The following is a 26,468-nucleotide window of genomic DNA, read 5'->3' as shown; positions in this document are numbered from 1 at the left end:
GCCATGGCCCGGATGAAATTCCTGTGCGACGCGGAGCGCTGCATCGAGTGCAACGCCTGCGTCACCGCCTGCAAGAACGAGCATGAGGTCCCCTGGGGCATCAACCGCCGCCGCGTCGTGACGCTGGACGACGGGGTGCCGGGCGAGCGCTCCATCTCGATGGCCTGCATGCACTGCAACGACCCGCCCTGCGCGGCGGTCTGTCCGGTCGATTGCTTCATCCAGACGGCCGACGGGGTGGTGCTGCACAACAAGGATCTGTGCATCGGTTGCGGCTACTGCTTCTACGCCTGTCCGTTCGGGGCTCCGCAGTACCCGCAGACCACCAATTTCGGTAGTCGCGGCAAGATGGACAAGTGCACCTTCTGCGCCGGCGGCCCGGAAGCCGACGGCAGCGTCGAGGAGTACCAGAAATACGGCTCGAACCGGCTGGCCGAGGGCAAGCTGCCGCTCTGCGCCGAGATGTGCTCGACCCGCGCGCTGATGGCCGGCGACGGCGAGGTGCTGGCCGACATCTACCAGGAACGGTCGGCGCGGCGCGGCTACGGCTCGGGCGCGGCCGGCTGGTCGGTGGCCTATGGCCAGCACGATCGCGGCAGCCCCTTCGCGCCGGGCGGGCCGAGCACGGACGGGGCGTAGCGGAGACGGCCCCCCTCCGCTCTCGCGGCGGAGGGTCGGGGCGGGTCCAAGAGACTATCCGGGAGACCACCACCATGCGCAGGATCCTCCGCCTTCTCCTGCTGGCCGTCCTGCTGACGCCGGTCGCCTTCACCCAGGCCGGCGCCCAGCTCTACCAGACCCCCGGCCCGTCCTCGCCGGCCTCGAAGGAGCAGGTGCCGCTCTACACGCCGCAGACCGACGAGCTGATCGGCCGGGTCAGCATCCCCGACGCGCGCTCCGCCGTGCTGATCCAGCCGGAGGGGCGCGAGTGGCGGGCCTTCCGTTCCCACACGCTGAAGCTGGTGGTCGGCGGGCTGGCGCTGGGCATGGTGGTCGTGCTGGCGCTGTTCTACCTCTACCGGGGCAAGATCCGCATCTCGGCCGGCTGGTCGGGCCGGCAGGTGCTGCGCTTCAACGGGCTCGACCGCTTCGCCCACTGGACGACGGCGGTCAGCTTCCTGACGATGGCGCTGACCGGGGTGGTGCTGACCTTCGGGCGGACGCTGCTGATTCCGCTGATCGGCCATCCGGCCTTCACCAGCCTCGCCGAGACCTCGAAGTCGATCCACAACTTCGTCAGCGTCCCCTTCATCGTCGGGCTGCTGCTGATCGTCGCCCTGTGGGCGCGCGACAACATTCCCAACCGGGCCGACTGGGCGTGGTTGAAATGCATGGGCGGGCTGATGTCGAAGAGCGGCCATCACCCCGACGCCGGCCGCTTCAACGCCGGGCAGAAGGGGGTGTTCTGGACGGTGGTGCTCGGCGGGGCGGCGATGGCGGTGACGGGCTATTGGCTGATGGTGCCCTTCACCGGCGTCGGCATCGGCGGGATGCAGATCCTTCACGTCATCCACGGCCTGCTGGCGGCCCTGCTGATCGCCGCCATCATCGGTCACATCTACATCGGCACCGTCGGCATGGAAGGCGCCTTCGACGCCATGGGCAGCGGCGAGGTCGACGAGAACTGGGCCATCGAGCATCACCGGAGCTGGTACGAGGAGCAGCGCCGCAAGGGCTATGTCGAGGACCGGCAGCCGGCCGAGTGACGGGACTCGACCGGATCAGGCCGGCTGCGCCACCGCCTGCTGCCCGAGCACGCCGGTCAGGTCGGCGCCCTTCAGGGTCGCGAAGCTGGTTTTGATCGCCGTCAGGTCGGTGCCGCGCAGCAGCACCCCGGCAAGGCTGGCGTCGCGCAGGTCGGCGCCGGTCAGCCGGGCGCGGGACAGGTTGGTCGGCCACAGGCGGGTGCCGTCGCCGCTGAGATCGACCTCGCGCAGCCGGGTCCGCCACAGCTTGGCGCCGGTCAAATTCGCGCCCTCCAGGTTGCAGCCGGACAGGTCGGCGCTGGTGAAGTCGGCGTCGCGCAGGTCGCTGTAGGACAGATCCGCCATCATCAGCCGGGCGCCGGAGAAATCGGCCCCGCGCAGCCCGCAGAACCGCATCACCGAGCCGCACAGGAGCTGGTTGGCGAAGGAGTAGCCGCGCAGGTCGACGCGCTGCAACTCGATCCGCTCGCCGCCCTTGCCGCCCTTGTCGACCCAGAGCTGGTGCGCCGAGATCAGTTCCGACATGCGGGCGGCGGCGGTGGTGGCGCCGGTGCCGTCGACGTCGATGCCCTTGCGCTCCAGCGCCGTCCGCAGTTCCTCGTTCAGCCGGGCGCCGCACATCAGCACGCCGTCCAGCGTGGCGCGCCGCATCGTCGCGTCGGACAGGTCGGCGCCGATCAGGATGGCGCCGCTGAGGTCGCTGTCGGTGAAGTCGGCCCCCGACAGGTCGCTGCCGGAGAAGTCGCACTGCGCCATGCGGCAGCTGGTCAGCACCGCGCGGGTCATCGAGCAGCCGACGAAGGTCGTCGCCCCGTCGGAGTTGCCGGCGGCGCGGAACTCGCCGCCCTCCAGCACCATGCCGCGACGCAGGTCGGCGCCCTGGAGGTTGGCGCTTTGCAGCTTGGCGCCGTCCACCCGCGCCCCGCGCAGGTCGGCATTCTGCAACTGGGCGCCGCTGAGGTCGGCCTTCGACAGGTCGGCGCCGTAGAGGTCGGCGCGGCTCAGCACCGTGCCGACCAGCCGGGCGCGGGTCAGGCGGGCGCCGGTCAGCTTGGCGACCGCCAGATTGATGCGGTTCAGGCCAAGCCCGGTCAGGTCGTGGAAGCTGAGGTCGGCGCGGCGGCCCTGTCCGGCGGGGTCGCGCAGCAGCCACTGCTGGTGCCGCACCAGCGCGTCGCGCACCGCCCGCAGATACCGCTCGTCCATGTGCGACGCTTCCGTGCCGTTGCGAAACGCGGCTGCCGCCCGGGTCCGGTTGCCGCTTCGCAACATTCGACACCGTTTGGTGGGACGATATTACCGGATTGAAAGCCGATTCGGAAGGTCGGAAGGATCACGCTTTTGCGACGGCGCCGCACCGTTGCCGGCGGGCGACGCGTGAATGATTTGTGGGGTACGCATACGAAGGCGCGGCGCCATGCGTGGAGCGCAAAGCTCCCATTCAGCAATGGTAATACCACTTAGTGTGCGCCGCAGCATATCCTGCCCTTGCCCATTCTCGGGGCGTTTCCTCCCTAGACTTCAGGGCCGCGGGTTCTCCCGCGGCCCTTTTTCTTTGCCCGGACCGAAGAATCAGCGCCGTTCCCAGCGGTCGCGGAAGACCAGCTCGTCCAGCTCCAGCCGGCGCCGCCATCCCTTGGTCTCCAGTTCCGGCGCCGGTTCGAAATGGCTGACATGGCCGATGCAGAGATAGGCGATGGGGACGATCCGTTCGGGAATTCCCAGCGTCGCCTTCAGCGCCTCCTCGTGCAGGATGCTGACCCAGCCGACCCCCAGCCCCTCGGCCCGCGCCGCGAGCCAGAGATTCTGCACGGCGCAGACGCAGCTGTAGAGATCCATCGCCGGCATGTGGGTGCGGCCGAGCACCACCGGGCCGGAGCGCTCGCGGTCGCAGGTGACGCAGAGATTGACCGGCGCGTCGCGGATGCCCTCCAGCTTCAGACGGCTGTAGAGGGCGCGGCGCTCGCCGTCGAACAGCGCGGCGGCCTCCTCGTTGGCCTGGGCGAAGTCGGCGTGGATGCGCGCCTTCACGTCGGGATCGGTGATGACGATGAAGTTCCAGGGCTGCATGAAGCCGACCGACGGCGCGTGGTGGGCCGCCAGCAGGATGCGGCGCAGGACCTCCTCCGGCACCGGGTCGGGGCGGAACTGGCCGCGCACGTCGCGCCGCGAGAAGATCGCCTTGTAGAGCGCCTCGCGCTCCGCCCCCGTGAAGGGCCCGGTGAAGGCGTCGCCCATGCTCACCCCCGTGCGATCAGATGGAAGAACGACCCCATCGCGTGGCCGCGCCGCCCGCCGAGCGCGCCCAGATCCCCGCCGTCGGCCGAGCGCGCCGTCACCAGCGGTTCGTCATCGCCGCGCGCGACGGTGGAGGCGTAATGGAACTCGTGCCCCATCAGCACCGCGCCCGCCGGCCCCAGCGGCCCGTCGGCGAGCAGCGTCGCCCGCCGGTACCCCAGATGCAGCCGGCGCTTGGCGAAGGAGGTGCGCACCCCGAGCAGCCCGGCCATCGGGTGGACCACCCCGTCGGCGTCCTCCAGCGTCTCGCCCATCGCCATATAGCCGCCGCACTCGCCATAGACCGGCTTGACCGCCGCCGCCGCGACCAGTCCGGCGCGGAAGCGGCCGGCGGCGGCGAGGCGGCCGGCGTGCAACTCGGGATAGCCGCCGGGCAGATAGACCGCGTCGGCGTCCTCCGGCGGCGGCTCGTCGGCCAGCGGGGAGAAGCTCCGGATCTCGGCCCCGGCGGCGCGCCAGCCGTCGAGCAGATGCGGGTACGCGAAGGTGAAGGCGGCGTCGCGGGCGATGGCGATCCGCTGGCCGAGCGGCGGCATCGCTGGCGCGTCGCTGCCCGGCCCGGCCAGCGACGGGGCCGCCAGCCCCGCCACCCGGTCGATGTCGACATGGGCGGCGACGAAGCGGCCGAGCGCCGCCAGCCGTTCGGCCAGCCCCTCGGTCTCGCCGGCCTGGATCAATCCCAGATGGCGCTCCGGCAGCACGATGTCGGGCGAGCGGGGCAGGGAACCCAGGACCGGAATGCCGAGCGCCTCGATGGCGCCGCCGGCCAGCGCGGTGTGGCGCGGGCTGCCGACGTTGTTCAGCACGACTCCGCCGATCCGCACATCGTCGCGGTAGGTCGCGAAGCCCTTGACCAGGGCGGCGGCCGACTGCGACTGGCCCTTGGCGTTGACCACCAGCAGAACCGGCCAGCCGGTGCGCGCGGCGATCTCGGCGGTCGAGCCGGTGCCGGTGGCGCCGATCCCGGCAACCCCGTCGAACAGCCCCATCAGCGCCTCGCAGACCAGCAGGTCGGTGCCGCGCCCGGCGCGGGCGGCCAGCCCGTCGAGCAGATCCGGCCCCATCGCCCAGGTGTCGAGGTTGACGCTGGGGCGCCCGGTGGCCGCCTGGTGGAAGGCCGGGTCGATGTAGTCCGGCCCGGACTTCACCGCGCCGACGCGGACGCCGCGCCCGCGCAGCGCCACCAGCAGCCCGAGCGTCACCGTGGTCTTGCCGGTGCCCGACGCCGGCGCCGCGACGATCAGCCCCCTCGCCCCGCCCCCATGGGCCATCCCATCCCCCTCAGCCATGGTGCGGCAGCCAGTCCAGCGCCGGGCGCAGCCGCACCACCTCGCCGATGACGATGATGGCCGGCGGCTCCAGCCCGCTCGCCGCCAGATCGGCGACGCAGGTGCCGAGGCTCGTCACCAGCGTCTTCTGGTTGGGGGTGGTCGCCTCCGTCACCACGCCGACCGGCGTGTCGGGGGCCAGGCCGCCGGCCGTCAGCTCGGCGGCGATGGCCGGCAGCGCCTTCCAGGCCATGTAGAGGATCAGCGGCGCGCCGGTCGCCGCCAGCGCCCGCCAGTCCGGCCCGCCGCCCAGCGAATGGCCGGTCGCCAGGATCACCGCCTGGTTGGCGCTGCGGTGGGTCGCCGGGATGCCGGCGTAGGCCGGGCCGGCGATGCCCGCCGTGATGCCCGGCACGATGCGGAAGGGAATGCCCTCCTCGGCCAGCGCCTGGGCCTCCTCGCCGCCGCGCCCGAAGACGAAGGGATCGCCGCCCTTCAGCCGCAGCACCCGGTGCCCCTCCTTCGCCAGCTCGATCAGGCGGCCGGTGATGTCGTCCTGGTGGGCCGAGGGCCGGCCGCCGCGCTTGCCGGCGAATTCCAGCCTTGCCGTCTTCGACGCCAGCTCCAGGATCCGTTCACCGACCAGCGCGTCGTGGACGATGACGTCGGCTTGCCTTAGACCTTGCAGCGCCAGCAGGGTCAGCAGGCCGGGATCGCCGGGGCCGGCGCCGGCCAGCCAGACGCTGCCGGGGGCGAAGGGAACCAGTAGGGAGTCGGGCAGACACTGCTCGGTGGGCATGGACGGGACTCGAGGCTCAGGCGACGGGGAAGGCGGGGAGAACGGCGCGGGCGAGGATCCTACACCCTTGCGGCGCGGCTGGACGACCGGGACCTGCGCCACCGCCGCGGCGAAGGCGGCAACGGTCGCCCTGTTCGGTGGGGAGTTCCCCGATCCGGTGACGGTGACCCTGCCGGGCGGCCAGACGCCGGCCTTCGCGCTCGCCTGGACGGCGCGCGGCGAGGGCGGCGACGGTCCCTGGACGGCGGCCGGGGTGGTGAAGGACGCCGGCGACGACCCGGACGTGACGCACGGCGCGCTGGTCCGCGCGCGGGTGTGGCGTGGCCCGGCGGGAGGCGGCGTGGCGTTCCGCGCCGGGCCGGGGGTCGGCACGGTGACGCTGCCGGGTCTGCCGCTGCCGGTCGGCGAGCCGGCGATCAACCCGGTGCCGCGCGCGATGATCCGCGCGGCGGTGACGGGGGTTGCCGAGGCCGCCGGCCGGCCGGCCGATCTGGTCGTCGAGGTCGGGGTGGAGAACGGCGAGATCCTGGCCAGGCGCACCATGAACGGGCGGCTCGGCATCCTCGGCGGGCTGTCGATCCTGGGGACGACCGGAATCGTCGTGCCCTATTCCTGCGCGGCCTGGATCGCGTCCATCCAGCGCGGGGTGGACGTCGCGCGCGCGGCCGGGCTGACCCATGTGGCGGCCTGCACTGGCGACGTCTCGGAGAAGGCGGCGACGGCGCGCCACGGCTTTTCCGAGCAGGCGCTGATCGACATGGGGGACTTCGCCGGGGGAACGCTGAAGTATCTGCGCCGCCACCCGGTCGCGCGGCTGACCCTGTGCGGCGGCTTCGCCAAGTTCGGAAAGCTGGCGCGCGGGCTGATGGATCTGCACTCCAAGCGCGGCAGCGTCGATCTCGACTGGCTGGCGGAGCGGCTGGCGGAACTGGGGGCCGATCCGGAATTGGTGGCGCAGGCGCGCGGCGCCAACACGGCGGCCCATGTGCTGGGGATGGCGCGGGCCGCCGGCCTGCCGCTCGGCGACCGGGTGGCGGCACTGGCGCGCGGGGCGGCGCTCGACACGTTGGAAGGCGCCCCGGTGGCGGTCGAGGTGCTGGTCACCGACCGCCAGGGACACATCGTGGGCGAGGCGAGGGGCTGGTGAAGCTTCTCCCCCCATCCTGCGCCTGATCGTCGGGATGACAAGAGCGGACCGTCCCCTCACTCTCCAAGCCCCCGGTAACGGCGGACGTGGCTGCCGTCGTAGAGCGCGCTGCACCGGAAATCCTCGGTCGCCAGCGCCGGGCCGACCAGGATCAGCGCGGTGCGCTCCATCGGCGCGGCCGCCACCTTGGCGGCGATGTCGGCCAGCGTGCCTTCCAGCACCCGCTCGTCGGGCCAGCTCGCCCGGTAGACCACCGCCGCCGGACAGTCGGCGCCGTAGAGCGGGGTCAGCCGTTCGACCACCTGCCCGACGACGTGGATCGACAGATGGACCGCCAGCGTGCCGCCCGAGGCGCCCAGCACCTCCAGCGTCTCGTTGGCCGGCATGGCCGAGGCGCGGCCGCTGGTGCGGGTCAGGATCAGCGTCTGGCTGACCTCCGGCAGGGTCAGTTCCCGCCCGAGCGCCGCCGCCGCCGCCGCGAAGGCCGGCACGCCCGGCGTGATCGTGTAGGGGATCCCGAGTTCCCGCAGCGCGCGGGTCTGCTCGCCGAGCGCGCTGTAGACCGACAGGTCGCCCGAATGCAGCCGCGCCACGTCCTGTCCGGCGGCGTGCGCCGCCTGGAACTCGGCGACGATCCCGTCGAGCGTCATCGGCGCGGTGTCGACGATCCTGGCGCCCGGCGGGGCGTGGGCGATGATCTCCCTCGGCACCAGGGAACCGGCGTAGAGGCAGACGGGGCAGGCGGCGATGAGGTCGCGCCCGCGTAGGGTCAGCAGGTCGGGGGCGCCCGGCCCGGCGCCGATGAAATGGACGGTCATGATCGGGTCTCCGGAACGGCGTCGGCGTCGGGAAGGGCGGCAATGGGGGTGACGGTGGGAATGACGGCGGGAAGGGCGGCGATGGCGACGGTGGCGCGGGGGGTGGAGCGGCGCGGCAGGATCAGCCGCGCGTCCGGCCCGGCGGCGGCCAGCGCCGCGGCCTCCGCCACGGAGGCGAGCCCGACCGCCGCCAGCACGGTGGCGGAGCGGGTGTGGACGCGCGGCTGCGCGTCGAGCATCGCCTCCTCCCCGACGAAGTCGAGCGGCAGGCCGAGAGCGCGCGCGGCCTCGGCGATGCCGGGCTCGTCCCGCTTCAGCGCCGGGGCCGCCAGCCGGGCGGACGCGCGGGCGCTGCCGTCGAGCCCCGCCTCGTCGAAGGCGGCGGCGGCAAGGCCGGCGATCTCTTCCCAGCCACAGCCCCGGCGGCAGCCCAGACCAACGACGATCATGGCTTGTCCACCCGCCACAGCGTGACCGGCATCAGCGGTTTCCAGCCGCGGAAGCCGCCGACCGGCGCCGACCGGCTGACCGCGATCTGCGACAGCTCGCCGCCCAGGCGCTTGTGGGCGTCGAACAGCACCGCCTCGCTTTCCAGCGTGACCGCGTTGGCGACCAGCCGGCCGCCGGGCCTCAGCGCCTCCCAGCAACGGTCGAGCACGCCTACGCCGGTGACGCCGCCGCCGATGAACACCGCGTTCGGCGCCGGCAGGCCGGCCAGCGCGTCGGGCGCCTTGCCGCGCGCGACCTCCAGCCCCGGCACGCCGAAGGCGGCGGCGTTGGCGAGGATGCGGGCGACGCGCTCCTCGCGATGCTCGACGGCGACGGCGCGGTTGGCCGGGTCGGCCAGCATCCATTCGATGCCGATGGAGCCGGAGCCGGCGCCGACGTCCCACAGCACCTCGCCCCGGCGCGGCGCCAGCGCCGACAGGGTGACGGCGCGCACCTCGCGCTTGGTGATCTGGCCGTCATGGGCGAACCAGTCGTCGGGCAGGCCGGGCGCGCGGGGCAGGATGCGGGCGCCGGGGGCGGCGGCGCACTCCACCGCCAGCGTGTTGAGGTCGGCGACGCGCTCGACGCTCCAGGATTCGGCCGTGGCGGCGGTGCGGGATTCGCGCGGGCCGCCCATCGCCTCCAGGGCGGTCAGGCGGGAGGCGCCGAAGCCGCGCGCGCGCAGCAGGGCCGCCAGCTTCGCCGGAGTGGTGCCATCCCAGGACAGGAGCAGCAGGCGGGCGCCGGGCTGGAGGTGCGGGATGACCAGCTCCAACGGGCGGCCATGGACCGTCAGGCAGGTCGCCTCCTGCAACGGCCAGCCCAGCCGGGCGGCGGCAAGGCTGAAGGCGGAGGGGGCGGGCAGGACGGTCATCTCGGCCGCCGGGACGATCCGCGACAGGGTGGCGCCGATTCCGTACCAGGAGGGGTCGCCGCTCGCCAGCACGCAGACCGGACGGCCGCGCCGGGCCAGCAGCGCCGGAAAGGCGTCGGTCAGCGGCGATGGCCACGCCGCGCGCTCCTGCCCGGCGACGGCGGGCACCAGGGACAGGTGGCGGGTGCCGCCGACCAGCCATTCGGCGTGCTCGACCAGCGCGCGGGCGGCGGGCGGCAGCCCGTCCCAGCCATCCTCGCCCAGCCCGACGACCGACAGCCAGGGGGACAGCCAGGGCGGCGGCGGTGTGCTATCCATGGCGGCGGTCCAGGGGACCATGGCGGCGGTCCGGATGAGGGGGGAAACGGTGCTCAAGGTCCTGATACTCGGCGGAACGACGGAGGCGACCGCGTTGGCGCGGCGGCTGGTCGGGCATCGCGGCATCGATGCGGCGGTGTCGCTGGCCGGGCGCACCAGAAACCCGGTGCTGCCGCCGCTGCCGACCCGCATCGGCGGATTCGGCGGTGTCGAGGGGCTGGTGGCCCATCTGGCCGAGGCCGGCGTCCAGGCGGTGATCGACGCCACGCACCCCTTCGCCGACCGCATCTCCGCCAACGCGGCGGCGGCCTGCGCGCGGGCCGGGGTGCCGCTGCGGCTGCTGACCCGCGCGCCCTGGATGGCGGGGCCGGGCGACCGCTGGATCGGCGTGCCCGACATGGCGGCGGCGGCCGAGGCGGTGCGCGATCTCGATCAAGGTCTCGACGACACCGTGTTCCTGACCATCGGCCGGCAGGAGGTCTCGGCCTTCGAGGCGGCGCCCGACACGCGCTATCTGATCCGCGCCGTCGATCCGCCGGAGCCGATGCCGGCCCTGCCGCGCGCGACGCTGATCCTCGACCGTGGCCCCTTCACGCTGGAGGGCGAGATCGCCCTCATGCGGGAGCACGCCGTCGCCGCCGTTGTCAGCAAGAACAGCGGGGGCAGCGCCACCGACGCGAAGCTGGAGGCCGCGCGGCGGCTGGGCCTGACCGTCGTGATGGTGGAACGCCCGCCGGGCAACGGCGTCGAGGAACTGCGCGACGTCGACGCGGCGGTGGCGTGGTTGGAGGGGATGGGCTGAATCGTGCCTCGCCTCCTTCTCCCTCCCCCCCAGCGCAGCTTGCGCGGGGGGGGAAAGGGCCTCAACACGGAAAGTCGTCGCGATTTCCATCCTCACCCCCGGTAATGGCGGGGGGTGTAGACCCAGGGTTGACCGTCGGCGCGCGGCACCAGCCGGGTGTGGGAGGCGCCGATGATCACCAGGGTCCGCATGTCGGCCTGCGCCGGATCGACCGCGCCCAGGCTCGTCACCGTTAGCGCCTCGTCCGGGCGGCCGACGGCGCGGCCCAGCACGATGGGGGTCTCCGGCTTGCGGATCTCCCGCAAGGCGTCGAAGGCGGCGCCGAGCTGCCAGGGCCGGGCGCGCGAGATCGGGTTGTAGAGCGCGATGACGAAATCCGCCTCCGCCGCCAGACGCAGGCGCTTCAGCACCACCTCCCACGGCTTCAGGTTGTCGGACAGCGAGATGGCGCAGAAATCATGCCCGAGCGGCGCCCCCGCCCGCGCCGCCGCCGCCTGCATCGCCGACAGGCCGGGATCGACCGCCAGCGGCACGGCGCGCCACGCCGCCGGAGCGTCGGGATCGTCCAGCGCCTCGAACACCGCCGCCGCCATGGCGAAGATGCCGGGATCGCCGCCCGACACCACCGCGACCCGCCGGCCCTGCGCCGCCAGATCCAGCGCGAAGCGGGCGCGGTCCAGCTCGACCCGGTTGTCCGAGGCGTGGCGCACCTGCGGCCCCGGCGGCACGCGTTCGACATAGGGGAAATAGCCGACAAGGTCGGTCGCCTCGGCCAGATCGCGCCGGGCCTCGGGCGTCAGCCAATCCTCCGGGCCGGGACCGAGCCCGACCACCTTCAGCCAGCCGGTCATTCCGCCGTCCCGCCCCCCGCTTTTCCACCGCGATGCCCGTCGCCCGGAATGACGATCTGCGAGAAGTAGGGCGCGCTGTCCGGCGCCTCCAGGAACGGCATGAAGCGCTGCTCCTCCATGCTGGCGCGCTCGACGTACCAAGCGCGCTCCGACAGGCCGGCGGCGGCGATGGCGCGGCGCACCTTCGGCAGGTTCTGGCCGAGCTTCATCACCACGCAGGCGTCGGCGGCGGTGAGCGCGCGGACCAGCGCCTCCTCGTCCAGCGTGCCGGGGATGACCGACAGCACGTCGTCGCGCAGCATCAGCGGGCGCGGCAGCAGCGAGGCGCTGCACACCATGCTGGTGACGCCGGGAACCACCTCGGTCGGGAAGCGCGCGGACAGGCGCAGGAACAGATGCATGAAGGAGCCGTAGAAGAACGGATCCCCCTCGTTCAGCGCCGCCACCGAGCGGCCGGCGGCGAGATGCCCGGCGATGCGCTCGGCGGATTCGTCGAAGAAGGCCTCGATCTGGCGGCCATAGTCCGGATGGTCCGGCGGCAGCTCGACCGTCACCGGATAGACCATCGGCAGCTCGACCTGCCCGTCGACGATGGCGTGGTCGGCGATGCGGCGGGCGTGGCCCTTGGTGCCGCGCTTGCAGAAATAGGCGACGACCGGGCAGGCGCCGATGGTGCGCACGGCCTTCAGCGTCATCAGCTCCGGATCGCCGGGGCCGACGCCGACGCCGTAGAGCCGGCCGGGGGTGACGGTTCCGCCGCTCATTCCACGTCGCTCGCCAGGGCGTTGACCGCCGCCGCCGCCATGGCGCTGCCGCCGCGCCGGCCGCGGATCGCCAGATGGGGGATGCCGAACGGGTTCCCGGCCAGCGCCTCCTTGCTTTCCAGCGCGCCGACGAAGCCGACCGGGAAGCCCAGGATCGCCGCCGGCTTCGGGGCGCCGGCCGCGATCATCTCCAGCAGGCGGAAGAGCGCCGTCGGCGCGTTGCCGATGGCGACCACCGACCCGGCCAGCCGGTCGCCCCACAGGTCGAGCGCCGCGGCGGAGCGGGTGTTGGCGACCGCCTTCGCCAGATCGGGAACGGCGGGGTCGCGCAGCGTGCAGACCACCGGGTTGCCGGCCGGCAGCCGGGCGCGGGTGACGCCGTGGGCGACCATCTCGCTGTCGCAGAGGATCGCGGCGCCGCTGCGCAGCGCCGCGCGGGCGGCCGTGCCGACGTCGGGGGAGAACATCAGATCCTGCGCCGCGTCCACCATGCCGCAGGCGTGGATCACGCGGACCGCCACCGGCTTCAGGTCGTCGGGCAGGGCCGACAGGTCGGCCTCCGCCCGGATGGTGGCGAAGGACTGGCGGTAGATGGCCGCTCCGTCGCGGATGTAGTCGTAGAGCGGCTCAGGCACCGGGCAACTCCTCGGGGGACAGGCCGGCGACGCAGGCGACCGCGTCGTCGGGTGACAGGCCGGCGTGCCGGGAAGCGGCGCCGGGTTTGGCGTTCAGGGCGACGTCGTACACGCCGTCACGCGCGGTGAGCGTGACATCGGCCGCGCCCGGATGGGCGCAGCCCTTGGCGCAGCCGGAGACATGCACCATCCGCACCCGGTCCAGCAAGGGGCCTGCGCGGTCGGCGATGGCCAGCGCCGTGGCGTGGGTGTCGGTGGTGCCGACGTCGCAGCCGTGCAGGCCGCTGCACGCCGTCAGCTTCAGCCGCCGGTCGGCGGGCGTGAGGATGGCGCCGAGCGCTGCGGCTTGGGCGGCGGCCTCGGGAACCGGGCGGACCAGCAGCAGGGCGCGCCAGGGGGTGAGGCGGATTTCGTGCGTGAGATCGGACAGCGCGGACAGGGTGGCGCAGGTCAGGCGGCCGAACGGGAAGGCGACGGTGAGGAATGGGGTGTTCCCCGCGCCGCTCCCCGTCTCCCCCCCGAGGAGAAGGCCGGGATGAGGGGGTTCGGCGCAGCCGAAGATCTCCATGAGGTGCGTCCCCCTCCCCCCAACCCTCTCCTGGGGGGGGAGAGGGAGAAGCAGGGGGGAGAGGCGCGTGCGGAACGGTCCGACCCCAAGGGCATCAACCAGACCGGCCATGCGGCGCGGCGGCTCCGGCAGGGCGGCCCGCAGCTCCAGGAAGGCGCGTCCAAGCGCCGACGCCACGTCGGTCACGTCCTCCGCCCGGCACAGCCCCAGCGGCACGGCCTCGGCCAGCGTGCCGCCCAGCGACACCCGCAGGCGCTCGCCGTCCACCGCGTCGAAGCGCACGTCGGTGCCGCTTGCCGCCAGATGCGCGATCCCGCCGCCGCAGACCAGCCAGCCGAATTTCGGCGGCAGCCGGTGCAGCGCCGCGTCCCCGGCCAGCCGCGCGTCGAGCGCGCGGGCCACCGGCCGCACGTCCATCGGCGCCGTTCCGTCCAGCCCGGCGGCCGGGGCGCACAGCACGTTGCGCACGGCCTCGCTGGCGGCGTCGTCGGCGACGTAGCCCATCGCCCGCAGCGCGTCCGTCACCGGCTCCAGCCCACGCGCCGGAACGCCGCGCAGTTGCAGGTTGCCGCGATGGCTGAGGTCGATCAGGCCGTTGCCATGCTCCGCCCCCAGCGCCGCGATGCGCCGCGCATGCTCCGCCGGCAGCACGCCGGCCGGGACGCGCACGCGCAGCAGAAACCCGTCGCCGACCTCCATCGGAGCGAGGACGCCCGGACAGGTGCCGCGGCGGCGCTGCGGGTTGCGGGGGGAAACAGGGGTTGGAACGGTGCTCTGAACGGTGCTGGTCATGCGGCTCTCTCCCGGCGCAGGCGCGGATCCTCGGCCGTGGAGTTGCGGCGCGGGTGCCACAGGCCACGGTCGAGCGCCTCGCCCATGCGCGCGAGAATGTGCCGGGAGGCCGCCGGGTTGGCATGGGTCAAAAAGTCCCAGACGGTGGCGTCCTCGACATAGGCGTCGAACAGCAGGTCGAAATGGGCCGAGCGCACCGCGTCGGTGGTCGCGGCGAAGGCGAACAGCGTGTCGACGCCCGCCGCCATCTCCGCCGCCCCCCGGTAGCCGTGCCGCATCATGCCGGCGATCCAGCGCGGGTTGGCCGCCCGTCCGCGCAGGGTGCGGGCGATCTCCTCGGCCAGCGTGCGGACGGCGAGCGTTTCCGGGTCGGAACTGTCCAGGTGGTAGAGCGTCGGCTCCGCCGCCTCCAGCGACGCGGCGGCGGCCGCGAAGCCGCCCTCATACTGCATGAAGCCGTCGGTGGAGAGCACGTCGTGCTCGCGCTGGTCCTGGTGGTGGACCAGCGCGTCGGCCCCGCCGACCCGGCGGCGGAACAGGGCGGGCAGCGGCTCCCCCTCCAGCCCGGCACCGTAGGCGTGGCAGCCGCCGTCGAGATAGGCGGCGCCGAAATCGGCCCGCGCCGTCCAGTCGCCGCGCGCGATCATCCCCGGCAGGGCGGTGCCGTAGACTCCGGGGGCCGAGCCGAACACCCGCGCCGTCGCCCAGCGGCTGGCTTCGTCGGGCGGGGTGCCGGACGAGGCCAGCGCCTCCGCCTCGGCGCGGGCGGCGGCGGCCAGCGGGTTGGTGGATTTGTCCTCGTCCAACCCGGCAACGGCGCGCACCGCCTGGTCGAACAGGGTGATCTGCTGGGGGAACACGTCGCGGAACAGGCCGGAGATGCGCAGGGTCACGTCGACGCGCGGGCGGCCGAGCACGCCGGCCGGCATGATCTCGTAGCCGGTGACGCGGCCCGACCCGTTCTCCCACAGCGGGCGCACGCCGAGCAGGGCCAGCGCCTGCGCCAGCTCGTCGCCGCCGGTGCGCATGGCCGGCGTGCCCCAGCAATCGACCACCAGTCGCTTCGGCCAGTCACCATGGTCCTGGAGGTAGCGGGTGATCAGCGCGTCGGCCGCCTGCCAGCCGAGCGTCCAGGCAGTCGGCGTCGGCACCCCGCGCGGGTCGAGCGCGTAGAGGTTCCGCCCGGTCGGCAGCGTGTCGGCCCGCCCGCGCGCCGGCGAGCCGCCGGGGCCGGGAGCGACGAAGCGGCCGTCGAGCCCGGCGAGCAGCGCCCGCATCTCGGCCTCGCCGCAGGAATCGAGGTCGCGGGCGACGGTTTCGGCCTCGGCGTTGCGGGCGACGGCGGCGGTCAGGCGGTCGCGCCGCTCGCCCGCCGGGCTGGTGCCGAAGACATGCAGGCCGTCGCGGATCTGCATCTCCTTGATGTCGCAGAGATGGGCGTCGAGCCGGCCGAGGATGGCCTCGGGGTCGTCGTCGGGGCGCAGGTTGCAGTCCGCCGCCACCCCCGACCGCCACGCCAGATCGAGGATCGTCTCGCGCAGCAGGCCGAGCCGGCGCGGGTCGAGCGCGGTCGCCTGGGAATACTCGTCGATGGCGGTCTCCAGCCCGGCGAGGTCGCCGTGCAGCCCGGCCTCGACCGGCGGCGGGGTGAGGTGGCCGATCAGCACGGCGGCCGAGCGGCGGCGCGCCTGCACGCCCTCGCCGGGGTTGTTGACGATGAAGGGGTAGAGCACCGGCAGGGCGCCGCCGACGATCTCCGGCCAGCATTCGGACGACAGGGCGACGGCCTTGCCGGGCAGCCATTCCAGCGTGCCGTGCGCGCCGATCTGCACAAGGGCGTGGATGCCGGCCGCATGACGGAGCCAGAGGTGGAAGGCAAGATAGCCGTGGCTGGGCGGCGTGTCGGGGTCGTGGTGCTGGGCGGTGGTCAGCGGACCGTGGCCCCGGCTGGGCTGCACGGCGACCAGGGCGTTGCCGCAGCGCCGGATCCGGAACGCGAACGCTCCGTCGCGCAGCGCCGGGTCGGCGTCCGGTTCGCCCCAGACGGCGGCGATGCGCGCCCGCGCGCCCGCGGGGGCGAGCCGGTCGTACTCGGCCAGACTCAGCGTCGCGGCGGGCGGGCCGGTCAGCGTGTCCATCAGCGCGGCGCCGTCGGCCGGAAGATCGGACAGGGCGTAGCCCTCGACGGAGAGGCGGGCCAGCATCGCCACGGCGCTCGCCGGGCTGTCGAGCCCGACCGCGTGGCCGATGCCGCCGCCGGGGCCGGGGTAGTCGGAGAGCACCAGGGCGATCCGCCGTGCGGCGCGCGGAGTCCGCGCCAGCCGCACCCAGGCGGCGGCGAGGTCGGCGGTGGCGTCCACCCGGTCGGGAAGCGGGCGCAGGGCGGGGGCCGCGAACTGTAGGTCGGGGTCGGGCTCGCCGGCCGCCTTGAAGGCGATGGCGCGGGCGATGATGCGGCCGTCCATTTCCGGCAGCACGACGTTCATGGCAAGGTCGGAGGGCGTCAGGCCGCGCGTCGAGGCGCGCCACCCCTCCTCCGGCGTGGTGGAGAGGATGGCCTGGAGCACCGGCGTGCCGTTGGCCTCCAGCGGCGAACCATCCCCACCGGATTCCCGGCGTGCCGAAAATCCGGTGGTGTTGACGACCAGCGCCGCGTCGCGGGCGGTCAGGGTGGCGCGCATCCAGGCGGCGCAGTCCGGCTCCTTCAGGCTGGACACGAACAGCGGAAGCGGTGCGAGGCCGCGCCCGGCCAGCGCCCCGCACAGCGCCCGCACCGGCGCCAGATCGCCGGCCAGCAGGTGCGAGCGGTAGAACACCACCGCCGCCACCGGGGCACCGTCGAGAACAACTTCGCGCCAGCCGTCATAGGCGCCGAATCGGGGAACCGGGGCGGGCTCGCTCCAGGGCAGCGGCCGGCCGGCCAGGGTTGCGGCGTAGGCGAGCAGGCTGGCGTTGTTGTCCGGCCCGCCCTCGCAGAAGAAGCGCCACAGCCGCTGCGCGGCCTCGGCCGGAACGGTGCCGAAGCCGTCGAGGTTGGGATCGGGCCGCGAATCGCCCGGCAGGACGGCCAGGGCGACGCCGCGCTCGCGGCAGACGGCGGCGACGCGGTCCAGCCCGTAGCGCCAGTAGCCGCTGCCGCCGAGCAGCCGCAGCACCACCAGCTTGGCCCCGGCGATGACCGAATCGGCGTAGAGATCGACCGACAGGGGATGCCCCAGGCGGTTCAGGTTCGCCAGCCGCAGCGACGGCAGGCGGTCGCGGTTCGCCCGCCAGGCGGCGGCGAGCGCGGTCAGGTCGCTGTCGGAGAAGGACAGCACGACGAGGTCGGCCGCCGACTGCCCCAGATCCTCGGCCTGGGGGCCGGCGTCGAGGTCGTCCTGACGGGCGGCGAGCAGATGCATCGGTTGCCACACATGTTCAGGCGTGATGCCCTCTCCCGCCCCGGGAAAGGGAGGGGGCCCGCGAAGCGGGGAGGGTGAGGGGCTATCGGTGGCAGGACGCACGCCACGCACGATCGCCCCTCACCCGGCCCTGCGGGCCACCCTCTCCCGGGAGGGGAGAGGGATAGGACGCTACCCGGCGATCGCGCGGGTCACGGCGTCGCGGTCCAGGCCGGTCTCGCCGATCACCACCAGACGGCTGCGGCGCTCCTCGCCGGGCTTCCACAGGCGGTCGTAATGGGTCTGCACCCGCGTGCCGACTCCCTGCACCAGCAGGCGCATCGGCTTGCCGGGAACGTCGATGAAGCCCTTCAGCCGCAGCACGCCGTGCAGGCCGGCTGCCTCCTCCAGCGTCTTCGCCAGCGCGGCCGGGTCGGGCTGCGCCGGCAGCTCGACGACGAAGCTGGTGAAGTCGTCGTGGTCGTGGCCGTCCTCGTCGTCGTGATGGCTCGGGCGGTTGGCGAGGTCGTCCTCGACCGCCGCGCCGACGCCGAGCAGCACCAGCGGGTCGACCGCCCCCTGCGATGCCCGCACCAGCTTGGCGTCGCGGTTCAGCGCCTCGCGGATGATCCCCTCGACGCGGACGAGGTCGTCGGCCCCGACCAGATCGGTCTTGTTGACGACGATCAGGTCGGCGCAGAGCAGCTGGTCCTCGAAGACCTCCTCGATCGGCGTTTCGTGGTCGACCGTGCCGGCGGTGTCGCGCTGGGCCGCCAGCGCCGCCGGATCGGGCGCGAAACGCCCCTCGGCGGCGGCGGCGGCGTCGACCACGGCGATCACGCCGTCCACCGTCACCCGCGACTTGATCGCCGGCCAGTGGAAGGCCTGGACCAGCGGCTTGGGCAGGGCGAGGCCGCTGGTCTCGATGACGATGTGCTCGGGCGGATCCGGGCGGGCCAGCAGCTTCTCGATGGCCGGGACGAAATCGTCGGCGACGGTGCAGCACAGGCAGCCGTTCGCCAGCTCGATGACGTCGTCCTCGGTGCAGGTCGGGTTGCCGCAGGAGCGCAGGATGTCGCCGTCGATGCCGACGTCGCCGAACTCGTTGATGATCAGCGCGAGGCGGCGGCCCCCGGAGCGCTCCAGCAGGCCACGGATCAGCGTGGTCTTGCCGGCGCCGAGAAAGCCGGTGATGACGGTGGCCGGCGTCTTGCCGGCCGCCGCCTTGAGGGGTGCGGACATGCTGCGGTCCTTCCTACGCGTCGTCGTCTTCGGTGGAAGCGACGATCGGGCTCATCATCGCGCCGCAGACCGCCCCCAGCAGCGCCCAGAACAGCGCGGCGCCGCCCAGCGAGACCGCCACGAAATGCGCCGCCAGCTCGGGCGGAAAGGCGCCCTCCGGCGATTCGGGGTGCGGCGCGCCGACCAGATGCGGCAGGGCGGCAAGCACGACGCCGGCCGCCACCAGCGCGCGGTTGCGAGCGAAGGCGACGGCGAGCAGGCCGCTGCCGGCGCAAAGCGCCGCCGCCAGCCACCAGAGCTGGCGGGCCTCCAGATCGGCCCCGGCCATGCCCGGCAGTTCGGGCGGCAGGCCGAAGGAGGGCGACAGAGCGAAGGCGACGAAGCCGCCGGCGCCCCACAGCAGGCCGCGCCGCGCGTCCACACGCTCGCCCATCAGCAGCATGACGCCGGCGAGCAGCAGCGCGTAGCCGACGCCGGTCAGCAGGTTGGAGGCGACCGTCAGCCACAGGCGCTGGAACGCCTCGTCGGCCGATTCGGGGACGGCCTCGCCGATCTGCCGGACGGGCGCGCCATGCGCGGCGTGGTCCTGCGCGGCGGGAGCGGCGCTTGCGGCGGCCGGGGGAGGCGTCACCACCTCATACTTCTCGGCTTCCAGGATCAGCGGGACGGTGGTCGCCTGCTGAACGACGGAAGCGGCCGTGCCGGAGAGCACGCCCGCGACCAGGGCGGCTGTGAACAGCCGCCGAATCAGAGCCATGAGTCGGACTCAGTGGCAGGGGAAGGCGAAGGAGTGACGGGCGTCGTGGGCCGCGTCGTGGATCTGCTGCGGCTGCGCGAAGCCGACGCCGTACAGCAGGAAGCTGCCCAGCAGCATCGCGGCAAAGGCGGCGACGGCGGTGCGGGCCGAGGTGGCGGCGGCGTTTCGCGCGGACGCTGTCCGGATCGAAGGGGTGCTCATGCTCTCGCTGTCCTTATTCTCCCGCCACACCCGGCGGGGCTGGATAGGGTGTTCATGATCCGGCGGCAGGTTTCCTGGCTCGCGGGTCGTCGTTCCGTCTTCCGCCTTCCCGGCCCGAGGGACAGTGGCTTTCTCGAAGTGGAACTCGCCGCACACAGTTGCGGGGGCAGCCGCGGCTTGGGATCCCAAGACGGAATCCGAACCGCATTCCCTATTATCCCCGACCCCTTGGGGGCGCCGGGGCACCGTCGGTTCGCCACATTCGCAGTGGCGGTGGGGTTTTGCAAGCGTGATCGCCCGTGGCGGCTCAGCCCGTCCTTGCGACGAGGCGGAGATGCAGGCCGTGGACCGTCGGGAAGGCGGTTGCCATGACCACGCGCGGCGCCGTCATCGCGTCGGCGGCCTCTTCCGGCCCCGTTGCGCAAGAATCGCCAGCGCCGGGATGACGCAAACCACCAGTGCGCCGGGAAGGTCGGCAGGTCGGCAGGTCGGCAAGGAGCACCGTCGTGCGAATCTCCCTTCGTTGTGCGGCGCACGTTTCGCTGGCCCGCGGTCGGCCACCAACCAATACGGGTATGTTACCATTGGCTTTTTCAACAGTTCGGTCTTTCGACAACCTCTTGTGAAGTGTCGGGAATCTTGGCATGTTCGTTGGACAGAGTGTCTGGTAATCCGACACTTCCGTGGACAAACGGATTAGGCCGAATGGCTGTCCGGCGAGCGGAAGGCAGGAAACCCAAGCATTCCGTCACGAACGCCGTTTGTTGGCACGCCTCGTGCTTACGAAGGCCGGTGAAACGTCCCACCGGGAACGGCCGGGAACCACAAGGACGACAGGGAGGGGATCGCACCGCCGATGACCGACGACATCATCCTGGAAGCACGTGGCCTGACGAAGGAGTTCAAGGGCTTCGTGGCTGTGAAGGAGGTGAACCTGCAAGTGAGGCGGGGCACCATCCACGCGCTGATCGGCCCGAACGGCGCCGGCAAGAGCACGGTGTTCAACCTGCTCACCAAGTTCCTGACGCCGACGCGCGGCCAGATCCTCTACAAGGGCAAGGACATCACCCGCACCAGGCCGGCCGACATCGCGCTGATGGGGCTGGTCCGCTCCTTCCAGATCTCGGCCGTCTTCCCGCACCTCAGCGTGCTGGAGAACGTCCGCGTCGCCTTGCAGCGCCCGCTCGGCACCAGCTTCCATTTCTGGAAGTCGGAATCCTCGCTGCACGACCTGCACGGCCGCGCCCTGCAACTGATCGAGGACGTCAACCTCACCCCCTGGGCGCATCATCTGGCCGCCGAGCTGCCCTACGGCCGCAAGCGCGCCCTGGAGATCGCCACCACGCTCGCCCTCGACCCGGAGGTCATGCTGCTCGACGAGCCGCTGGCCGGCATGGGGCACGAGGACATCGAGGGCACCGCGGCGCTGATCAAGCGCGTCGCCGCCGACCGCACCGTGCTGATGGTCGAGCACAACCTCTCGGTCGTGGCGCATCTGTCGGACACCATCACCGTGCTGCGGCGCGGCGAGATCCTGGCGGAAGGCCCCTACGAGGTGGTGTCGAAGAACGCCCAGGTCATGGAAGCGTACATGGGGACCGGACATGCCTGACGGGATGCAGAGCAAGACCAGCCAGGTTGGGACCGCCATGCTGGAGGTCCGCGACCTGCACGGCTTCTACGGCGAGAGCCACGTCCTGCACGGCGTCAGCCTGGAGGTGCGCCAGGGCGAGGTGGTGACGCTGCTGGGGCGCAACGGCGCCGGCAAGACCTCGACCATGCGCGCCATCATGGGCATCATGGCCAAGCGCACCGGCTCGATCCGCTTCCAGGGCACCGAGCTGATCGGCATGGCCCCGCACCGGATCCCGCGCCTGGGCATCGGCTATGTGCCGGAGGAGCGCGGCATCTTCTCCTCGCTCAGCGTCGACGAGAACCTGACGCTGCCGCCGGTCATCAAGGACGGCGGGATGACGGTGGAGCAGATTTACGAGCTGTTCCCCAACCTGAAGGGGCGTGGGAGCACGCAAGGAACACGCCTGTCGGGCGGCGAGCAGCAGATGCTGGCGATCGCCCGCATCCTGCGCACCGGCGCCACCCTGATCCTGCTCGACGAGCCGACCGAGGGCCTGGCCCCCGTCATCATCGAGCAGATCGGCGTGGCGGTGCGGGCCTTGAAGCAGCGCGGCTTCACCATCGTGCTGGTCGAGCAGAACTTCCGCTTCGCCGCCACCATCGCCGACCGCCATTACGTGATGGAGGAGGGGCACGTCGTCGACATGATCCCCAACGACCAGCTCCACGCCAACATGGACAAGCTCCACACCTATCTCGGCGTGTGAGGCAACCAGCGTTCGAGGCGTCCGGCCGCCCGCCCTTGCAAGCCGGCCGGAGCGGCGCCGCTTCCTGCCCGCCGGGCAGGGGCGGCGCCGCTCCGGCGCTTCACCAAGAACAACAAAACCACGCCCGCACACTCAGAAGAATCCAGAGGGAGAGACCATCCATGCGCACCCTTCTTCTCGCCGGCACCGCGCTGCTCACGCTCGCCGGCACCGCGGCCCAGGCCCAGGTGTCGAACGACGTCGTCCGCATCGGCGTGCTGAACGACCGGTCGGGCATCTACGCCGATCTGGCCGGCGAGGGCTCGGCCATCGCCGCGCGCATGGCGGCGGAGGAGTTCGGCGGCAAGGTCGTCGGCGCGCCCATCGAGATCGTCGTCGCCGACCACCAGAACAAGGCCGACATCGCCGCCAGCAAGGCGCGCGAGTGGGTCGACACCGGCAACGTCGACGTCATCGCCGACGTGCCGAACTCGGCGGCGGCGCTCGCCGTGCAGGGGATCACCAAGGAGAAGAAGCGCATCTTCCTGATGTCCGGTCCCGGCGCCACCGCGCTGACCGGCGCGCAATGCAGCCCCTACGGCTTCCAATGGGCCTACGACAATTACGCCATGGCCGCCGGCACCGGCCGCGCGCTGGTCGAGCAGGGCAAGAAGAACTGGTACTTCATCACCGCCGACTACGCCTTCGGCCAGTCGCTGGAGGAGGAGACCACCAAGATGGTGACCAAGCTGGGCGGCAAGGTCGTCGGCGCCGTCCGCCATCCGCTCGGCACCGCCGACTTCTCGTCCTTCCTGTTGCAGGCGCAGGCGTCGAAGGCCGACGTCATCGGCTTCGCCAACGCCGGCGGCGACGCCACCAACGGCGTCAAGCAGGCGGCCGAGTTCGGCATCACCCAGGGCGGCCAGAGCCTCGCCGGGTTGCTGCTGTTCATCACCGACATCCACGCGCTTGGCCTCCAGGCCGCGCAGGGGCTGATGTTCACCGAGGGCTTCTACTGGGATCTCGACGAGCAGACCCGCGACTGGTCGAAGAAGTTCGAGGCCAAGGCCGGCAAGAAGCCGACCATGGTGCAGGCCGGCGTCTATTCGGCGGTCAAGCATTACCTGAAGGCGGTCGAGGCGGCGAAGACCGACGATTCCGACAAGGTCGCCGCCAAGATGCGCGAACTGCCGGTGGAGGATATGTTCGCCAAGAACGGCAAGATCGCCGCCAACGGCCGCATGTTCCACGACATGTATCTGGTGCGCGTGAAGAAGCCCGGCGATTCGAAGGGGCCGTGGGACTATTACGAGGTCGTGAAGACCATCCCGGCCGCCACCGCCTTCCTCGATCCGGCGCAGAGCGGCTGTCCGCTGGTGAAGTGACGGACCGGCGGCGTCCCGTCCGCCCGACGGCGCGCCGCCACCCAAAAAGAACTCGTCAAGCACGGAACATCGGGGAGGAACGGTCATGTTCGAACTTCTGGGGGTGCCACCCCAGGCGCTGTTCGGCCAGCTTCTGCTCGGCCTGATCAACGGCTCCTTTTACGCGCTGCTCAGCCTCGGGCTGGCGGTGATCTTCGGTATGTTGAACGTCGTCAACATGGCGCACGGCGCCTTGTACATGGTCGGCGCCTTCGTGGCGTGGCTGCTGCTGACCTATGTCGGCGTCGGCTACTGGGGGGCCTTGATCGTCGCGCCGATCGTCGTCGGCGCCATCGGGCTGGTGCTGGAGCGCACGATGCTGCGCCGGCTCTACAAGGTCGACCACCTGTACGGGCTGCTGCTGACCTTCGGTCTGGCGCTGATCTTCGAGGGCGCCTTCCGCCACCAGTACGGCGTCTCCGGCCAGCCCTACCCGATCCCCGACCTGCTGCGGGGCGGCAACAACCTCGGCTTCATGTTCCTGCCCACCTACCGCGGCTGGGTCGTGGTGTTCTCGTTGATCGTCTGCTTCGGCACCTGGTTCGCCATCGAGCGCACCAAGCTCGGCGCCTACCTGCGCGCCGCCACCGAGAACCCGACGCTGGTCCAGGCCTTCGGCATCAACGTGCCGGTGATGGTCTCGCTGACCTACGGCTTCGGCGTCGCCTTGGCCGGTCTGGCCGGGGTGCTGGCGGCGCCGATCTATCAGGTCTCGCCGCTGATGGGCTCGAACCTGATCATCATCGTCTTCGCCGTGGTGGTGATCGGCGGCATGGGCTCGATCATGGGCGCCATCGTGACCGGGCTGGGGCTCGGGCTGCTGGAGGGCCTGACCAAGGTCTTCTACCCCGAGGCCTCCAACATCGTCGTCTTCGTCATCATGGCGATCGTTCTTCTCATCAAGCCCGCGGGCCTCTTCGGACGGGAGCGTTGATCATGACCTCCGCAAGCCAGACCTCGACTCCCGCCGCCCTTCCGGCCTCGACCTCGACGCGCAACATGCTGCTGTTCGGCGCCGGCCTGCTGATCGCGCTGGTGGCGCCCTTCACGCTGTACCCCGTCTTCCTGATGAAGGTGCTGTGCTTCGCGCTGTTCGCCTGCGCCTTCAACCTGCTGATCGGCTACGCCGGCCTGCTCAGCTTCGGCCACGCCGCCTTCTTCGGCGGCGCCGCCTACGTCACCGCCCACACGGTCAAGGTGTGGGGCCTGCCGCCGGAGCTCGGGCTGCTGCTCGGCACAGCCTTCGCCGCCGTGCTGGGGCTGGCCTTCGGCGCGCTGGCGATCCGCCGGCAGGGCATCTACTTCGCGATGATCACGCTGGCCTTGAGCCAGATGGTGTTCTTCCTGGCCTTGCAGCTGAAGTTCACCGGCGGCGAGGACGGCATCCAGGCGGTGCCGCGCGGCACGCTGTTCGGCCTGTTCGACCTGACCCAGCCGCTGACCATGTACTATGTGGTGCTGGCGATCTTCCTGGGCGGCTTCGTCCTGATCTGGCGCACCGTGCATTCGCCCTTCGGCCAGGTTTTGAAGGCGATCCGCGAGAACGAGCCGCGCGCCATCTCGCTCGGCTACCGCACCGACCGTTACAAGCTGCTGGCCTTCGTGCTGTCGGCGAGCCTCGCCGGTCTGGCCGGCGGCACCAAGGCGCTGGTGTTCCAGCTCGCCTCGCTGACCGACGTGCAGTGGCAGATGTCGGGCGAGGTGGTGCTGATGACGCTGCTCGGCGGCATGGGCACGCTGTTCGGTCCGGTGGTGGGCGCGGCGCTGGTCGTCACGCTGGAGAGCTATCTGGCCGCCACCAGCCTGCCGGTCCCGGTCGTCATCGGCGCCATCTTCGTCGTCTGCGTCCTGCTCTTCCGCAAGGGCATCGTCGGCGAGATTCTGGCCCGTCTTCCGGGCCGGGCCCGCTGATCCGCGCCGGAACAGGCCGGACGCGAGAGATTTCGTTTTGCGGTTGTTCCCCTCGGGGGGCCGTCATGGCCCCCTGCCTTTCGGGGATCCGCGATCCGCCGATCGCAAGCCGATCCATTCGTTTTTTATATTTGAAAGGCCGGTGCCGCCGTGTGGTGGGCGCCCATGCCCTCGACAACCCACAACGAAGACAAAAGAACGGGAAGAGGAAACGCCATGCTGTTGAAGGGAAAGGCCGCCATCGTCACCGGGTCCACCAGCGGGATCGGCCTGGGCATCGCGCGGGCGCTGGCCGGGGCCGGGGCCGATCTGGTGCTGAACGGCTTCGGCGAGCGCGACGCCATCGAGGATCTGCGCCGCTCCATCGCCTCGGAGTTCGGCGTGCGCGCCACCCACCACGGCGCCGACCTGTCGAAGCCCGACGAGATCGCCGCGCTGGTCGGTCACGCCGAGGCGGAGTTCGGCCGCGTCGACGTCCTGGTCAACAACGCCGGCATCCAGCACGTCGCCCCCGTGGAGGAATTCCCGACCGAGCGCTGGGACGCGGTGATCGCCATCAACCTGTCGGCGGTGTTCCACGGCATCCACCACGCCCTGCCCGGCATGCGCGAGCGCGGCTGGGGCCGCATCATCAACATCGCCTCGGTCCACGGCATGGTCGGCTCGGTCAACAAGACCGCCTATGTCGCCGCCAAGCACGGCGTCGTCGGCCTGACCAAGGTGGTGGCGCTGGAGACGGCGGGCAGCGGGGTGACCTGCAACGCGATCTGCCCCGGCTGGGTGCTGACCCCGCTGGTGCAGAAGCAGATCGACGCGCTGGCGCTGTCCAAGGGGATTTCGGTCGAGGAGGCGGGCCGCCTGCTGGTCGGCGAGAAGCAACCCTCCAAGAGCTTCGTCACCCCCGCCCAGCTCGGCGAGCTGGCGATGTTCCTGTGCTCCGGCGCGGCGGACCAGATGACCGGCTCCGCGGTGACGATGGACGGCGGCTGGACCTCCCAGTAATTCTTCGAAGGCCGACGCTTGGAGCGGGCTCCGGCCCGTTCCTTCGATCATAAGAGACCTTGCATATCCCCATGCCGCAGTTCCCTTTCCATAAATCCCCA

The 26,468-nt window shown here is 71.9% G+C and carries 25 protein-coding genes and 1 riboswitch; of the genes, 10 read left to right on the top strand and 15 right to left on the bottom strand.

Annotated features, from left to right (window positions below; translation table 11 throughout):
• The first annotated feature begins 3 nt into the window (after positions 1–3).
• Both fdh3B and JN22_RS04310 read left to right on the top strand, forming a co-directional pair.
• Entirely contained in the window at positions 4–639 is a 636-nt protein-coding gene (gene fdh3B, locus JN22_RS04315; RefSeq protein WP_085552747.1) for a formate dehydrogenase FDH3 subunit beta, read from the top strand.
• Between the two features lie 74 nt (positions 640–713).
• Positions 714–1,706 carry a formate dehydrogenase subunit gamma gene (locus tag JN22_RS04310; protein WP_085552746.1) on the top strand — a complete coding sequence of 331 codons (993 nt, stop codon included), beginning with the start codon at positions 714–716 and terminating at the stop codon, positions 1,704–1,706.
• 15 nt (positions 1,707–1,721) lie between these two features.
• Here JN22_RS04310 and JN22_RS04305 read toward each other — a convergent pair whose 3' ends face one another.
• The 4 genes from JN22_RS04305 to cobA form a co-directional block, all read right to left on the bottom strand.
• Positions 1,722–2,912 (bottom strand): pentapeptide repeat-containing protein, encoded by a 1,191-nt coding sequence (locus JN22_RS04305; protein WP_085552745.1) that lies wholly within the window; start codon positions 2,910–2,912, stop codon positions 1,722–1,724.
• Positions 2,913–3,278: 366 nt separating this feature from the next.
• The gene (gene bluB, locus JN22_RS04300) at positions 3,279–3,944 is read right to left on the bottom strand and encodes a 5,6-dimethylbenzimidazole synthase (RefSeq protein ID WP_085552744.1); all 666 of its coding nucleotides are present in this window, start codon (positions 3,942–3,944) and stop codon (positions 3,279–3,281) included.
• A 2-nt stretch (positions 3,945–3,946) separates the two neighbouring features.
• A complete protein-coding gene (locus tag JN22_RS04295; protein WP_223677562.1) occupies positions 3,947–5,293 on the bottom strand; it encodes a cobyrinate a,c-diamide synthase in 1,347 nt (448 codons plus the stop codon).
• The gene (gene cobA / locus JN22_RS04290; protein ID WP_085552742.1) at positions 5,286–6,071 is read right to left on the bottom strand and encodes a uroporphyrinogen-III C-methyltransferase; all 786 of its coding nucleotides are present in this window, start codon (positions 6,069–6,071) and stop codon (positions 5,286–5,288) included. The genes JN22_RS04295 and cobA overlap by 8 nt, the downstream gene beginning before the upstream one ends.
• On the opposite strand from cobA, the gene JN22_RS04285 reads away from it, so the two are divergent.
• Positions 6,070–7,218 (top strand): cobalt-precorrin-5B (C(1))-methyltransferase, encoded by a 1,149-nt coding sequence (locus tag JN22_RS04285; protein ID WP_085553411.1) that lies wholly within the window; start codon positions 6,070–6,072, stop codon positions 7,216–7,218. The genes cobA and JN22_RS04285 overlap by 2 nt on opposite strands.
• Before the next feature lie 56 nt (positions 7,219–7,274).
• On the opposite strand, the gene cobM is transcribed toward JN22_RS04285, so the two are convergent.
• From cobM to cbiE, 3 genes are read right to left on the bottom strand one after another with little or no spacing between them, the layout of a single operon-like run.
• Complete coding sequence (gene cobM / locus JN22_RS04280) at positions 7,275–8,036, bottom strand: precorrin-4 C(11)-methyltransferase (protein WP_085552741.1); 762 nt, start codon at positions 8,034–8,036, stop codon at positions 7,275–7,277.
• Complete coding sequence (locus tag JN22_RS04275; protein ID WP_085552740.1) at positions 8,033–8,485, bottom strand: cobalamin biosynthesis protein; 453 nt, start codon at positions 8,483–8,485, stop codon at positions 8,033–8,035. The genes cobM and JN22_RS04275 overlap by 4 nt, the downstream gene beginning before the upstream one ends.
• Positions 8,482–9,738: a precorrin-6y C5,15-methyltransferase (decarboxylating) subunit CbiE gene (cbiE, locus tag JN22_RS04270; protein WP_143268143.1), complete on the bottom strand. Its 1,257-nt coding sequence runs from the start codon at positions 9,736–9,738 to the stop codon at positions 8,482–8,484. The genes JN22_RS04275 and cbiE overlap by 4 nt, the downstream gene beginning before the upstream one ends.
• Before the next feature lie 28 nt (positions 9,739–9,766).
• Here cbiE and JN22_RS04265 point away from each other — a divergent pair, with 28 nt between their 5' ends.
• Positions 9,767–10,519, top strand: coding sequence for a cobalt-precorrin-6A reductase (locus tag JN22_RS04265; protein ID WP_211099567.1), 753 nt, complete (start codon positions 9,767–9,769; stop codon positions 10,517–10,519).
• Between the two features lie 92 nt (positions 10,520–10,611).
• Here JN22_RS04265 and cobJ read toward each other — a convergent pair whose 3' ends face one another.
• The 8 genes from cobJ to JN22_RS04225 form a co-directional block, all read right to left on the bottom strand.
• The gene (cobJ, locus tag JN22_RS04260; protein ID WP_085552738.1) at positions 10,612–11,370 is read right to left on the bottom strand and encodes a precorrin-3B C(17)-methyltransferase; all 759 of its coding nucleotides are present in this window, start codon (positions 11,368–11,370) and stop codon (positions 10,612–10,614) included.
• Positions 11,367–12,134, bottom strand: a complete 768-nt coding sequence (locus JN22_RS04255) for a precorrin-2 C(20)-methyltransferase (protein ID WP_085552737.1) — start codon at positions 12,132–12,134, stop codon at positions 11,367–11,369. Before JN22_RS04255 ends, cobJ begins: the two co-directional genes overlap by 4 nt.
• Positions 12,131–12,769 carry a precorrin-8X methylmutase gene (locus JN22_RS04250; protein ID WP_085552736.1) on the bottom strand — a complete coding sequence of 213 codons (639 nt, stop codon included), beginning with the start codon at positions 12,767–12,769 and terminating at the stop codon, positions 12,131–12,133. The genes JN22_RS04255 and JN22_RS04250 overlap by 4 nt, the downstream gene beginning before the upstream one ends.
• Entirely contained in the window at positions 12,762–14,129 is a 1,368-nt protein-coding gene (cobG, locus tag JN22_RS04245; protein WP_085552735.1) for a precorrin-3B synthase, read from the bottom strand. Before cobG ends, JN22_RS04250 begins: the two co-directional genes overlap by 8 nt.
• On the bottom strand, positions 14,126–17,530 hold the full coding sequence (gene cobN, locus JN22_RS04240) for a cobaltochelatase subunit CobN (RefSeq protein ID WP_085552734.1): 3,405 nt from the start codon (positions 17,528–17,530) through the stop codon (positions 14,126–14,128). Before cobN ends, cobG begins: the two co-directional genes overlap by 4 nt.
• 171 nt (positions 17,531–17,701) lie before the next feature.
• Positions 17,702–18,751: a cobalamin biosynthesis protein CobW gene (gene cobW, locus JN22_RS04235; protein ID WP_085552733.1), complete on the bottom strand. Its 1,050-nt coding sequence runs from the start codon at positions 18,749–18,751 to the stop codon at positions 17,702–17,704.
• Positions 18,752–18,764: 13 nt separating this feature from the next.
• Positions 18,765–19,508, bottom strand: a complete 744-nt coding sequence (locus tag JN22_RS04230) for a CbtA family protein (protein ID WP_085552732.1) — start codon at positions 19,506–19,508, stop codon at positions 18,765–18,767.
• Between the two features lie 9 nt (positions 19,509–19,517).
• A complete protein-coding gene (locus JN22_RS04225; protein ID WP_085552731.1) occupies positions 19,518–19,709 on the bottom strand; it encodes a CbtB domain-containing protein in 192 nt (63 codons plus the stop codon).
• Positions 19,710–19,756: 47 nt separating this feature from the next.
• Positions 19,757–19,974: riboswitch (cobalamin riboswitch) on the bottom strand.
• A 591-nt stretch (positions 19,975–20,565) separates the two neighbouring features.
• Between JN22_RS04225 and JN22_RS04220 the strand changes: the two genes are divergently transcribed.
• From JN22_RS04220 to JN22_RS04195, 6 genes are all read left to right on the top strand, one after another.
• Positions 20,566–21,321, top strand: coding sequence for an ABC transporter ATP-binding protein (locus tag JN22_RS04220; protein WP_085552730.1), 756 nt, complete (start codon positions 20,566–20,568; stop codon positions 21,319–21,321).
• Positions 21,314–22,051: an ABC transporter ATP-binding protein gene (locus JN22_RS04215; RefSeq protein ID WP_085552729.1), complete on the top strand. Its 738-nt coding sequence runs from the start codon at positions 21,314–21,316 to the stop codon at positions 22,049–22,051. The genes JN22_RS04220 and JN22_RS04215 overlap by 8 nt, the downstream gene beginning before the upstream one ends.
• A gap of 161 nt (positions 22,052–22,212) precedes the next feature.
• A complete protein-coding gene (locus JN22_RS04210; RefSeq protein ID WP_085552728.1) occupies positions 22,213–23,415 on the top strand; it encodes an ABC transporter substrate-binding protein in 1,203 nt (400 codons plus the stop codon).
• A gap of 85 nt (positions 23,416–23,500) precedes the next feature.
• On the top strand, positions 23,501–24,388 hold the full coding sequence (locus tag JN22_RS04205; RefSeq protein ID WP_085552727.1) for a branched-chain amino acid ABC transporter permease: 888 nt from the start codon (positions 23,501–23,503) through the stop codon (positions 24,386–24,388).
• Positions 24,389–24,453: 65 nt separating this feature from the next.
• A complete protein-coding gene (locus JN22_RS04200; protein WP_223677626.1) occupies positions 24,454–25,365 on the top strand; it encodes a branched-chain amino acid ABC transporter permease in 912 nt (303 codons plus the stop codon).
• Between the two features lie 216 nt (positions 25,366–25,581).
• Positions 25,582–26,367 carry a 3-hydroxybutyrate dehydrogenase gene (locus tag JN22_RS04195; protein ID WP_085552725.1) on the top strand — a complete coding sequence of 262 codons (786 nt, stop codon included), beginning with the start codon at positions 25,582–25,584 and terminating at the stop codon, positions 26,365–26,367.
• Positions 26,368–26,468 lie beyond the last annotated feature (101 nt).

Origin of the sequence: Azospirillum agricola (assembly GCF_020005195.1) — a bacterium.
Taxonomy (GTDB): domain Bacteria; phylum Pseudomonadota; class Alphaproteobacteria; order Azospirillales; family Azospirillaceae; genus Azospirillum; species Azospirillum agricola.
The sequence above is the reverse complement of the archived record's forward strand: the minus strand, read 5'-3'. Positions and strand labels throughout refer to the sequence as shown.